This window comes from Streptomyces sp. NPDC003023 (assembly GCF_042888225.1).
Lineage (GTDB): Bacteria > Actinomycetota > Actinomycetes > Streptomycetales > Streptomycetaceae > Streptomyces.
Window position 1 is genome coordinate 45,739 of the sequence record NZ_JBIAPL010000014.1, and the last position, 12,499, is coordinate 58,237.

General features: G+C 74.2%; 9 protein-coding genes. 4 read left to right on the plus strand and 5 right to left on the minus strand.

Going from position 1 to position 12,499, the window contains the following annotated elements; all coding sequences use genetic code 11:
• Positions 1–68 precede the first annotated feature (68 nt).
• From ACFYV1_RS31365 to ACFYV1_RS31385, 5 genes are read right to left on the minus strand one after another with little or no spacing between them, the layout of a single operon-like run.
• Entirely contained in the window at positions 69–1,607 is a 1,539-nt protein-coding gene (locus ACFYV1_RS31365; protein ID WP_389399018.1) for a hypothetical protein, read from the minus strand.
• An 8-nt stretch (positions 1,608–1,615) separates the two neighbouring features.
• Complete coding sequence (locus tag ACFYV1_RS31370) at positions 1,616–6,259, minus strand: amino acid adenylation domain-containing protein (protein ID WP_389399019.1); 4,644 nt, start codon at positions 6,257–6,259, stop codon at positions 1,616–1,618.
• Entirely contained in the window at positions 6,256–6,582 is a 327-nt protein-coding gene (locus tag ACFYV1_RS31375) for an acyl carrier protein (RefSeq protein ID WP_389399020.1), read from the minus strand. The genes ACFYV1_RS31370 and ACFYV1_RS31375 overlap by 4 nt, the downstream gene beginning before the upstream one ends.
• 22 nt (positions 6,583–6,604) lie before the next feature.
• Positions 6,605–7,522 carry a hypothetical protein gene (locus ACFYV1_RS31380; RefSeq protein ID WP_389399021.1) on the minus strand — a complete coding sequence of 306 codons (918 nt, stop codon included), beginning with the start codon at positions 7,520–7,522 and terminating at the stop codon, positions 6,605–6,607.
• Between the two features lie 32 nt (positions 7,523–7,554).
• The gene (locus tag ACFYV1_RS31385) at positions 7,555–8,883 is read right to left on the minus strand and encodes a tryptophan 2,3-dioxygenase (protein WP_389399022.1); all 1,329 of its coding nucleotides are present in this window, start codon (positions 8,881–8,883) and stop codon (positions 7,555–7,557) included.
• 327 nt (positions 8,884–9,210) lie between these two features.
• Between ACFYV1_RS31385 and ACFYV1_RS31390 the strand changes: the two genes are divergently transcribed.
• From ACFYV1_RS31390 to ACFYV1_RS31405, 4 genes are all read left to right on the plus strand, one after another.
• Positions 9,211–10,050, plus strand: a complete 840-nt coding sequence (locus ACFYV1_RS31390; RefSeq protein ID WP_389399023.1) for an NmrA family NAD(P)-binding protein — start codon at positions 9,211–9,213, stop codon at positions 10,048–10,050.
• 106 nt (positions 10,051–10,156) lie between these two features.
• The gene (locus ACFYV1_RS31395; protein WP_389399024.1) at positions 10,157–10,801 is read left to right on the plus strand and encodes a hemerythrin domain-containing protein; all 645 of its coding nucleotides are present in this window, start codon (positions 10,157–10,159) and stop codon (positions 10,799–10,801) included.
• 99 nt (positions 10,802–10,900) lie between these two features.
• The gene (locus ACFYV1_RS31400; protein ID WP_389399025.1) at positions 10,901–11,389 is read left to right on the plus strand and encodes a DUF1772 domain-containing protein; all 489 of its coding nucleotides are present in this window, start codon (positions 10,901–10,903) and stop codon (positions 11,387–11,389) included.
• Between the two features lie 96 nt (positions 11,390–11,485).
• Positions 11,486–12,481, plus strand: coding sequence for an AraC family transcriptional regulator (locus ACFYV1_RS31405; RefSeq protein WP_389399026.1), 996 nt, complete (start codon positions 11,486–11,488; stop codon positions 12,479–12,481).
• Positions 12,482–12,499: the final 18 nt, after the last annotated feature.

Consider the following 12,499-nt stretch of genomic DNA (forward strand, 5'->3'; position numbering starts at 1 on the left):
GGGTCGTCAGGCGGGCGGGGGAGAGGGGCCGGTTCAAACGGGGACGGGTCGGGCGGCGGAGCGCGGGGTCAGGCGGGTGCGGCGGCCGGCAGCGCGGCGGCGCCGGCGAGTTCGGCCCACTGGGCGAGCAGTTCGCCCGCGGAGGCGGACCCGGCGACGGGGGCGTACGCGGCGAGTGCCACCGCCCAGCCGTCGCCCGCCGGGGCGAGGGCAACCCGCACCAGGGGCACGTCGGCCGCGGCGAAGGTCGCGCCGGCCGCCGCGGTCCTCACCCGTTCGACCGGGTCGGCGCCGTCGTCCGGGGCCAGTACGGTCACCGGCACGGCCTTCGTGGAGAGGCGGGCGTACCAGCGTCCGGCGTGCCGGGTGAAGACGGTGCGCAGCGCGGGGCGGGCGTCCAGCAGGGCACCGAGCGCGGTCTCCGCGGACGGGACGGGCCGCGGCAGGAGCGCCGTGGCGCACAGCGTGTGCTCGGCGGCGCTGCCGGAGCGCACCAGGTCGTGGAAGAGCCAGCGCTGCTCGTGCGGGGTCAGGGCCCGCAGCCCGGCCGGCGGCGCGAGGGCGGCCGCGGTGCGCGAGCGCTGGAACGGATAGCCGGGCAGCCTCACCCGCCGCCCCGCCCGCCCCAGCGTGCAGTCCACGTCGAAGCCGTGCTCCCACAGAGCGGCGAACACCCGCGCGTAGGAGGCGGGGTCGGAGGTGTCCAGTGCGAACACCGACCCGTCCGCCTTCCGGAACCCCCCACCTGCCCGGCCGGCTCCGCCGATCCGGCGGGATCCACCGGCCTCGACGGTCCCACCGTCTCCGGTGGCCCCGAGGCGCTCGCCGGGGTCAAGGGCCCTGCCGGGCCGGCTGGTCCCGCTGTCTTCGCCGGTCCGGTCGGCCTCGCCGAGCCGACCGGTCAGGGCGGCCCCGTCGGTCCCGGCCGCCGGTGCCCGGCCCGCAGCTCCGACGGCGCCGTCCCTGCGGCGGTCCGCGGCCCGGTCACCGGCCGGGACGCCGACACGGAGTACCACCGCCCCCTCCGGCAGCGGGCCCGCCGCCGGTACCTGTGCGCCGGTCGCCGCGGCCCGCAGCGCGTCCGCCAGGGGCAGTTCGCCGCGCAGGGCCGCCGCGGCGGCCGCGCCCGCGCCCCGGCCCAGGACCGTGTCCGGGCGCAGCCCGTGGGCGGCCAAGTGGGACGCCGTGCCGTGCAGTGCCGCCGCCGTGCAGGCCGCGAGGCGGTCCGCACCGGCGGGCAGATCGAGGTCGCCCGCCACGGCCAGCGCCTGTGCGACCTGCGGCAGGTTCGGGCCGCCGTGCGCCGCCGAGCCGTCCCCCAGGTCCAGGACCAGGGCCGGCGCCGGGCCGGCCGGGCGGGGCCCGGCAGCCGACTCGCGCAGCGCGGCCGCCAGTTCGTGCAGGCTGGTGCCCGTCACCGCGTGCCGTACGGGAAACCGCTCCCGCCCGTGCGCGAGGGTGGCCGCCACGTCGTCCGCCGTGAGCGCCGGGTCGTGCGCCAGCCGCTGTGCGAGCCGCAGGCACGCGGCCGCGGCGGTCTCGGCGTCCCGCGCCGAGACGGCCAGGACGCGCGGGGCGTCCGGCCCCGTCCAGAACGTCGTCGTCATCGCCGCGTTCACACCCTTTCGCTTACGTGTTCCTGGACGACCACATGGGCGTTGGTGCCGCCGACACCGAAGGAGCTGACGCCCGCGGTCCGCGGCCGGCCGGCCGGCACGTCCCACGTACGGCTCTCGGTCGGCAGCGTGAACCGGCCGCCCAGCCGGGCCAGTTCGTCGATCGGCTCGCCCACGTTGGGGGTGGCGGGCAGCACGCCGTGGCGCACGGCGAGCACCGCCTTGATCAGCCCGGCGATGCCGGCGGCCGTGTTGCAGTGGCCGACGGACGCCTTCACCGAGCCCACCGCGACCTCGGGGCCCGCCGTGCCCAGCGCCTCGCCGAGCGCGGTGGCCTCGATGGCGTCGCCGAGCCTGGTGCCGGTGCCGTGGGCCTCCACGTAGCCGACCGCGTCCGGGCCGATGCCCGCCGCGGCGAGCGCGGCACGGATCACCCGCGCCTGGCCCTCGACGCCGGGCGCCGAGTAACCGACCCGCGCCCGCCCGTCGTTGTTGACGGCGCTGCCGCGGATCACGGCGTGCACCGGGTCCCCGTCCCGTTCGGCGTCGCTCAGCCGGCGCAGCAGCAGCGCACCCGCGCCGAACCCGCCGACCGTGCCGGAGGCGCGCCGGTCGAAGGGCCGGCACATCCCGTCGTCGGCGTACAGGAATCCGGGCCGGTAGGTGTAGGCGCCGTCGAAGGCGCCGTCCAGGGACACCGCCCCGGCCAGTGCGTACTCGCTCTCGCCGCGCAGCAGCGCACGGCAGGCCAGATGGACCGCGTACAGGCCGGTGGAACAGGCGGTGTCCAGCATCAGCGCCTCGCCCCACAGATCGTGCAGATAGGCGAAGCGGGAGGCGACGAACGTGGGATCGAGGCTCACGACGTCGTCGACCCGCGCCTCGCCGTCGGTGCGCACCACCCTGGGGCAGCCCGCGTACAGGCTGGTGCGGCGGGAGATGTCGGACAGCCGAAGTGAGGCGTCCTCGACGGCCGCCCACAGCACCTCGTGCAGCACGCCCTGCTGCGGGTCGCCGCCCTCGACGTCGTCGGGGGTGAAGCCGAGCAGGCCCGCGTCGTAGCCGGTGCCGTCGGCGAGCATGCCCCAGCGGGCGATCCGCCGGGTGCCGTCGGGGTGTTCGGTGACCAGCGGCCCCGGGCCCTGACGGAAGCAGTCACGGCCGGCGGCGAGGTTGTCCCAGTACGCGTCGAGGTCGACGGCGCCGGCGAACCGGGCACCCATGCCGATCACGGCGATCGCCTCACCGTCCCCCTCACTGCCACTGCCGCTGCCGACGGCCGGGGTGCGCGCGGTGACCCTCGCTGTCGCCGTTGTTGTCGGCGTCGTGTCCTGCCCGGCGGCCGTGTCGCCGCCGAGCAGCCGGGCCTGCGCCCGCACGGACGTGTGCCGCATCAGGTCGGCGACGGACGGCCCGGTGCCGGTGGCCGCGCGCAGCGCGTCCTGGAGCTTGACCAGCAGCAGCGAATGGCCGCCCGCGTCGAAGAAGTTGGTGTCCGGGCCGATGACGGCGCCGGGCAGCACCTCGCGCCATGCCCGCATCACCGCGCCGACCGCGCCACCGTCCGCCCGGGCGGTCACCCGAGCCGTCCCTGCGGCGCCCGCCCCGCTCGGCACGGCGGGCGGCGGGGCCGGCTGCGTCGCGGCGGGCGCCCCGGCCGCGTCCGGCGGCGCCGGCAGCCGCTTACGGTCGATCTTGCCGTTCGCGGTCAGCGGCAGCTCGTCGACCGCCAGCAGATGCGCGGGCACCGCGAACGAAGGCAGCACGGTCCGCAGATGGGCCCGTACGGCATCCAGCGCGGCCGGCCGGCCGAGCACCGCGTACCCGACGATCTCCTTCTCGCCCCGCCCGTTGACCCGGCCGGTGACGAACGCGCCGCGCACCTCCGCATGGGCCCGCAGCGCCGCCTCCACCTCACCCAGCTCGACCCGCTGACTGCGGATCTTGACCTGGTTGTCGGCCCGGCCGATGAACTCCAGCTGCCCCTCGGCCGTCCAGCGCACCCGGTCACCCGTGCGGTACAGACGCGCGCCCGGCTCACCGCTGAACGGGTCGGGCACGAACCGCTCGGCCGTGCGGCGCGGATCCCCCAGGTAGCCGCGGGCCACACCCGAGCCGCCCAGGAGCAGTTCGCCCGGCACGTAGGCGGGGGCGGGCACCAGCGTGCCCTCCAGGACCACGTGGAGACGGGTGCCGGGAACCGCCCGCCCGATCGGCACGGTCCGCGCACCGTCGGGCACCTCCTCGATCGGGTGCCAGGAGGAGGTGAAGGAGTTCTCAGTCGGCCCGTAGCTGTGCAGCAGGGTGCCGGGCCGTGCCCAGCGCAGTGCCTTGCGGATGTGCGGCACGGAGACGATCTCGCCGCCGAAGTAGACGCGGTGCAGCGACTGCAGCAGATCCGGGGCGTCCTCGATCAGCCGGTTCAGCAGCGGGGTGGTGACCAGCAGCGTGGTCACCGCCGACTCGCGCAGCGCGGTGCGCAGTTCACGCGGGCTGAGGACCAGCTCCTTGTCCAGCACGGCCAGCCGCGCACCGTGGGTCAGCGCACCCCAGATCTCGTACGTGGCCCCGTCGAAGTTGAGCGGGGAAAGGTGCGAGACGGTGTCGCCGGGGCCCAGTGGTACGAACTCGGGCCGGTGCATCATCCGCAGCACGCCGCCGTGGTGCAGCACCACACCCTTGGGGCGGCCGGTGGAGCCGGAGGTGTAGAGCACGTTGAACGCCGTGTCGGGTCCGGCCGAGGTGAGCGGCGCGGACACCGGCAGCACGGCCGACGCCGCCCGCACGGCCTGCGGCGTGTGCACGGGCAGCCCCCGCACCCGCCCCTGCTCGCCCTCCTCGGCGATCAGCAGCCTCGGCCGCGCGTCGGCGACCACCATCTCCAGCTGGGCGTCGGGATAGGCCGGATCCAGCGGCAGATAGGCCGCCCCGGCCAGGGCGACGGCGAGCATCACCGTCACGGTGTCCGTGCCCGGCCGCAGCACCAGCGCCACGATGTCGTCGGTGCGCACTCCCTGGATCCGCAGCCAGTGCGCCATCCGCGCGGCGTCCCGCACCAGTTCGCCGTAGGTCAGGCGCTGTCCGTTGTGCTCGACGGCGACCGCGTCCGGCGCACGCCGCGCCTGCTCGACGACCAGCTCCGCCACACTCCCGCCCGCGACGCCTGTGTCCGCGATGCTTCCGTCCGCGATGCTTCCGTCCGCGACACTCCCGCCCGCGACGCCTGCGCCCGCGATGCTTCCGTCCGTGACGTTGCCGCCCGTGACGCCTGCGTCCGCGACGTGTCCGTCCGCGACGTGTCCGTCGGCGACGGACGCCGTCCCGACCCGGCTCCCCGCCTGGTTCCCCGCCTCGTGGGTGGGGGACGCCGCCGACGCCTCGGGCGCGTGCGGCCGCTGGGCCATCGCGGCCAGCAGCTCACGACAGGTGGCGTCCGGCCGGGACACCGCGGCCGCGAGCAGCGCGTCGGCCTGCTCGACCATCAGCCGCGCCGTGGCGGGCGTGTACAGGGCCCGGTCGTAGTCGATGCGCAGCACCAGCCGGTCGTCGCCCTCCACGGCCGCGAACGCCAGGTCGTACTTGGCCACCGCGCTCTGCGGGTGCAGCAGGCGCACCTCGGTGTCCGGCAGCTGCCAGGACGCCGTGCGCCGGGGCTGGTGCAGGAAGACCGCGGAGAAGACCGGCGCGGTGCCGGGCGGCGGATCGCCCGCCTCGGCGTGCGCCTCCATCGAGGTGAGAACCTGGTCGCCGAGCTGTGCCGCGTGGTCGGCGAAGGACCGCGCCGCCTCGCACACGGTGCGTACCGGCAGGACGCGGGTGAACAGGCCCACCGCGTCCTCCGTGTCCTCGTCGCGGCCCGCGAACGGCATGCCCAGCAGCCCGTCGTCCTCGCCCGACCAGGCGTGCAGCAGCAGGCTCCACACCGACAGCAGCGCCACGGCCGGACTGAAACCCCCCGCGGCGGCCAGTGCCCGTACCTGCGCCGGCCGTTGCGCCGGCAGCTCCCGCTCGCAGAACCCGGCCGGTCCGCGCAGGCCGTCCTCACGGCGCACCAGGTCCGGCAGCGGCGCCAGCAGCGCAGGGTCGCCCTCCAGCAGCCGCGCCCAGTACGGGTCCGGCGCGGTGGCCGCCGGCAGCGGCTCGGGCACCGGCACCGGCGCGAAACCGGGGTACCGGCCCGCGGCCCTGGCCCGGTAGGCGGTGACCAGGTCCTCGGCCAGCACGTCGGCCGAACGCCCGTCCGCCACGATGTGATGCACCGTCACAGTCAGCAGCGCCCCGTCGTCGTGACGCAGCACCTCCGCGCGCAGCAGCGGCGCCGTCCCCGGGTCCAGCGGCCGCGCGGCGGCACGGGAGGCGTCTGCCAGGGCCGCCTCACGGTCGTAGCGCCCGGCCCGCTCCACGATCCGCAGCGGCACCACCGCGGAGGGCTGCGCGACATGCAGCAGCGTGCCCCGCGCCGTCTCGAACCGCCCCGCCAACGCCGGATGCCGCTCCAGCACATCGGCGAGCGCGGCACGCAGCGCCCGCTCGTCCGGACAGGGGGTGAACTCCAGGCACAGCGGGATGTTGTAGCGCCCGGACTCCGGCTCGCACCGGTCGGCGAGCCAGATCTCCAGCTGCGCGGAGGAGGCCGTGCTCACGCCCCGACCCCCGAACCGGCCTGCCCGCCCCCAGCACCACCGACCCGGGCGCCGACCGCGCCGAGGGCACCGGCCAGGTGGGCCGCCAGATCGCTCACGGTCGGATTCGCCAGGAACTGGCGCACCGTCAGCGCGATGCCCAGCCGGTCCTTCAGCACCCGCACGATCCGCACGGCGCACATGGAGTGCCCGCCGACCGCGAAGAAGTTGTCGTCGTCGTGGAACTCGTCGTGCCCCAGGCCCTCGGCCCAGGCGGTGCGCACCAGCGCCACCACTGCGGCCGGGTCGTGCGGGGTGGACGGTGTCTCGGGCATCGGTGTCATGGCGGTGCGGGCTCCTTCGTGGTCAGGACGTCTCGTCGGCGGACGCGACGGGTGCGGCGGATACGAAACGCCGGTAGACGGCGTCCACGGAGTCCCACAGCTGCGGGAACAGCGTGCGCTCGGACATCGTCATCAGGCTCTGCGTGGACTGCCCGCGCAGGCTCGTGGGCAGGCCGTCGGTGCCCTCGCCCCGGTGGGCGTCCGCGTCCCGCGGCGCATGAGGACACGACGGACCCCCCGCGGGGCGGTGCGCCGCCGCCTCGGGATGACCCCCCAACTGGCCCCACACCATCCGCAGATGCAGCTGCTTCCAGTCCCCGACCGCTCCGTCCAGACGCATCAGGGACTGGCGCACCAGGGCGAGTTCGACCGCGTCCCGCTCGGCCTTCGCCGGCCGGGCCGTGCGGCCCTGCACCCGGATCAGCTCCTCCATGGCGAGCCCGGCCCGCTCCAGCGCCCGGGTGAACGCCTGCCACAAGGGCTGCGCCGCACGGCGCAGGTTCCGCGCGCCGGGGGAGTCCAGGCCGGTGGTGTTCTCAGGGAACGTCTCACGCATGGTCAGCAGACCGGTCTGCGGCAGGAACTCGGTCAGCACAGCCAGCGCCTGCACCGGAATCCGGCCCAGCGACGCGGCCCGCTCCACCACCTGGGCGGCCAGCAGTGGGTCGCCGTCGTCGAGCAGCGCGACGGCCCGGCCCATCTCGAAGTGCATCGCCGCCCACGCGTACTCGGTGATCAGATGCACGGACTGGAACAACCGCTGGTCGGGATGGACCAGTTCACCCTCCGGCAGCAGGGCCGACAGCGCCTGCGTCAGCCGCGTGTCCTGCTCGTAGTTGCTGCCGCGGTCGTACTCGTAGACGAGCCGGTGGTCGGCCGCGTCCGGGTTCAGTGTGCGGCGGGCGGCCCCGGGGCGTCCGGTCCTGGCACGTTTGCTCATCGGCTTCGGTGTCCTCCGGTCGGGATCGGGCATCAGCCGCCTGCCGGCTGCTGCTCCATGGCGGGGAAGAGACGGCCCGAGATCACCGATTCCAGATACGGCACACCCTCGGTGGACCCGGTTCCGGTGCGGGTGCCGATCATCCGCACCGCCAGCCGGTAGTGCGTCTGCTTCCACCGCTGGTGCACCGCCTCGAGCTGCCGGGCGGCCGCCCGCACCGCGGCGGCGTCCGGTTCGGCGAGCCAGCCACTCGAGATCACGTCCTCCCACGTGCCCTGGACGGTCTCCCGCCCGGCCAGCACCGCGCCACGCACCCTTGGCACCGAGGTGAACGCGGCCGAGTCCAGCCGCGCTCGCGCCGGGGTGGAGCAGTAGCTCTCGAACCGCTTGTAGCCCTCGGACTGGATCGCGCTCGCCCCGTCGGTGAACTGCCGGAAACTCTGGAACGACGCCGGCTGCATGGTCGCCAGCAGCGAGAACAGCGGCAGCGACTCGCGCAGCACGTCGGCGACCTCCGCGATCAGCGCGGCCGCGTCCCCGGGACATTCGCCGCGCAGCACCGACACCGCCGTACGCAGCGTCGCCGACATGAACGTGAACGTCGCCTCGAAACACTGCAGGACACGCAGGAACAGATACTCGTCGTGCAGCACGTGCACCGGCTGCACACTGGCGCGCAGCAGCAGCCGCTCCCGCTCGCCCGCCGTCGCCAGCACGGCGTCCGCCAGCTCACGGGCCGGGGTGCGGCCGGGCGTCACGGCCAGCGCGACCGGATCGACCGACCCCTCCAGCACCCGCAGCGCGGCGGGCTCCATCACCCTCACCGCCAGCCGCAGCCGCTTGCTCAGCAGCAGCGGCGGGGGAAGCATGCCCCGCGGGTCGGCGGGAGTGCCGTCCAGGACCAGGGACTCGAATCCGATCAGATCGGCGAGCAGCAGCAGGACCATGCGGTCACGCCGGTCACACAGCCCCTGCCCGCCCTCAGCCGCGTCCCCCGTCACGGCGTCCGTCACGTTCGCGGCCTCGCCCACCGCCCCGTCCGCCGCCCCGCTCGACGCCTCGCCCCATCCGTGCAGCAGCAGCGGCAGAGCCGTATAGCTGGGGTAGTCGTAGCGGTCGTCGAACTTGTCCAGCAGCACATCGAGGAACCGGCCGAGAAAAGCATCCGGAAAAACCGCCGAATTCCGTTCACGGTTCAGCGAACGGCACGCCGCGAGAAGCTCCAGGAGTTCCTCCCCGAGAAAATGCTTTCCCACTGCACGCAGATGATCGACGGTGCTGTCGTAAGGAAAAGGCGCTTCACCGTCCAAGGCGCGCCAGACGGCAAGTTCACGCCGCAGCGGCTCGTCGGTGCCGTCCATATCGGTTCTCCTTCACCGGTGAATGGGACGAGATTCACCAAGGACCCTGGAGAACCGCTCAAGTACCGCTCTACGGCGGGCCGTTGCCGACCGGACACAGCGCGCCCGAAGCCGGCACGCCCCCGCTCCGGCCGAACGCCTGGAGCAGCGCTCGCAGCCCGCTCGAGAACCGGCCCGGAGCCATGGCCACCCCGGCGCCCCGCTGCCTACCCTGACCCGGGCACCGCACCGCACCGCACCGGGCCGCGCTCCTCCTGAGACGCACGCTTATGGAGTTGAGCGCTTGGACTATGGCTCGTCTCACCGCACTGGAGTTGACTCATCACCATGACGAACACACAGAACACGCAGACGACCGGAACGAAGACCACGCTGGTGATCGGCGGCACCGGCAAGACCGGCCGCCGGGTCGCCGAGCGGCTCACCGCACAAGGCCTCCCGGTGCGCGTCGGATCACGATCCGGCGAGCCGCCCTTCGTATGGGAGGACTCCTCCACCTGGGAGGCGGCCCTCGAAGGCGTCGGCGCCGTCTACGTCACCTACTACCCCGACCTCGCCTTCCCCGGAGCCGACGAGCACATCGCCGCCTTCTCCAAGCTCGCCGTCGCCAAGGGCGCCACCCGCCTGGTGCTGCTCTCCGGCCGCGGCGAGGAGGGCGCCGTCATCGGCGAGAACAAGCTCAAGGAGTCCGGCGCCGACTGGACGATCGTGCGCTCCAGCTTCTTCAACCAGAACTTCGACGAGAGCTTCTTCCTCGAGCCCGTCCTGGCCGGCGAGATCGCCCTGCCGACCGGCGACGCCGTCGAGGCGTTCGTCGACGCCGACGACATCGCCGATGTCGTCGTCGCGGCCCTCACCGACCCGGGGCACATCGGCAAGACCTACGAGCTCTCCGGCCCGCGCCTGCTGAGCTTCCGTGACGTCGCCGACGAACTGACCAAGGCCACCGGCCGCCAGATCCAGTACATCCCCATCACCAAGGACGAGTACCGGGCCGCCCTGGTGGAGCACGGCCTGCCGGCCGAGTTCGCCGAACTGTTCGAAAACGTCCTCGACGGGCGCAACGCCCACCTGGTGCACGGCGTCGAGGAGGCCCTCGGCCGCAAGCCGAAGGACTTCGCCGACTACGCGCGCCAGGCCGCCGCCACCGGCGTCTGGAACGTCTGAACCCACCCGAGAAGCCCCCGGTGCCACGGCCGCGGACCCATCGGACGCACCCGCGGCCGCGGCACCGGACCAGCCCTGCACAGAAGCCACCCCCGAGGAGGCGGCCATGAGCAGCACCCCCATGTCGAGCGAACGGCTCGACACCCTGCCCGGCCACTTCCACGGCTTCGCCCTGATGCACGTCGCCATGCGCCGCGACGCCGCCCGCCTGACCGCCGCCGCCCCCCGCATCACCGCCCACGGCGCCGGCCCCGCCGCCCAGTGGTGGCAGCGCCTGCGCGACGTCATCGACTGGCACCACCGCAGCGAGGACGACTTCCTGTGGCCCGAACTGCTGCGCCGCCTCCCGCAGTTCAAACCCCAGGCCGACGAGATCGCCGGCGACCACACCGAACTCGACCACGCCATGGACCAGGTCACCACCGCCCTCGCCGGCCCGACCGCCCTGCCCGCCGCTGCCGCACACTTCCGCCAGGTCCTGACCCACCACCTCGCGGACGAGGAGAAGACCGTCTTCCCGATCTTCGCCCAACTCCCCGAACGCGACTACCTCGCCCTCGAACAGCGCCTGGTGCGCACCGCACCCCCCGGCGTCCTGACCTACCTGCCGCCGTGGATGTTCGACGACGCGGACAAGCGGTCCGCCGACCTGGTCGCCGCCACCATGCCGCCGCCCGTACGGCTGCTGGGCCGCACCGTCCTGCGCCGCCGCTACGAACGCGGCCTCGGCGCGATCCTCGACCCCCGCTGACCCGCGCCACCTCTGCCCCGCTGCCCCGCGCCCGTCACCCGCCGCCCGCCGACCCGCGCCTGTCACCCGCCGCCCGCCGCCCGCCGGAAGGAAGAGCCGATGTCCACGGCCCAGCCCGCGCTCCACGCCGCCACCATCGCCATGGGCCTGAGCGCCGGCCTCTACTTCTCCTTCGACGTCTCCGTCATGCCCGGCCTCGACCGCGGCGACGACCACACCTACGTGGCCGCCATGCAGAACATCAACGAGGCCATCGAGAACGGGCTGTTCGGACTCGTCTTCTTCGGCGCCTTCCTCGCCACCGGCATCGCCGCGAGCCGCCTCACCCGCATCGGGCAGCACACCGCGGCCCGCTGGACCTGGGCCGCGCTCGCCCTCTACACCACCGCCGTGATCCTCACCCTGCGGATCAACGTCCCCCTCAACAAACGCCTCGCCGCAGCCGGCCTGCCCCGGGCAGCGGGCGAACTCGCCGCCCTGCGCCACACGTACAAGAAGACCTGGGTGCCCTCCAACGCCGCCCGCACCCTCGCCTGCACGGCCGCCCTGCTCTGCCTCGGCCGGGCACTGTCGACGCAGCGCCACTGATCCGGCGCCGCGTCCCCACAAGCTGCGCCCGTCCTGCCGGACGTCCCCCGCACGGCAGGACGGGCGCACCGTCTCCAGCCGATAGGTACCGACACAGTGGATGCACTCACCGGACTGCTCGAAGGCCCCAAGGCACGCGGCGCGTTCCTGATCAAGTCGGTCTTCAGCCCGCCGTGGGCACTGCGCGTCGAGGACCGCGCCCCCATCTCCCTGGTCACCATGGTCCGCGGCAACGCCTGGGTGCTGCCCGACCGCTCCACCCCCGCCCTGCTGCGCCCCGGCGACGTCGCCGTACTGCGCGGACCCGACCCGTACACCATCGCCGACGAGCAGGACACCGGCGTGCAGATCGTCGTCGGCCCCGAACAGCGCTGCAACACCACCGCGGGCGAGGACGTCACCGACACCATGGCGCTCGGCGTGCGCACCTGGGGCGACACACTCGGCCACGGCTCCTCCGTCATGCTCAGCGGCACCTACCAGGCCCCCAGCGAGATCGGCCGCCGGCTGCTCAACGCCCTGCCCACCCTGCTGATCCGGCCCGCCGGCACCGGCGACAACGCACTCGTCACCCTGCTCGCCGAAGAGATAGGCCGCGACGAACCCGGCCAGGAACTCGTCCTGGACCGCCTGCTGGACCTGCTGTTCGTCAGCGTGCTGCGCACCTGGCTCGCCGAACCCGGCGCCGGCGCCCCCGCCTGGTACCGGGCCCAGTCGGACACCACCGTCGGCCCCGCCCTGCGCCTGCTCCACGACAACCCCGCCCAGGCCTGGACCGTGGAGTCCCTCGCCCGCAAGGTCGGCGTCTCCCGCGCGGGCCTGGCCCGCCGCTTCACCGCCGTGGTGGGGGAGCCGCCCATGGCCTACCTGGCGACCTGGCGGCTCACCCTCGCCGCCGACCTGCTGCGCGAACCGGACGCCACGGTCGCCACCGTCGCCCGACGCGTCGGCTACAGCAGCGCGTTCGCCCTCAGCTCCGCCTTCAAACGCGTCCGCGGCATGAGCCCCCAGGAATACCGAACCACCCGCCCCACCGACACCCACCTCCCCGCCGGCACCCCGGCCCAGACAATCGTCCTGACCACCACCTGACACAGGGGATCATGGTCG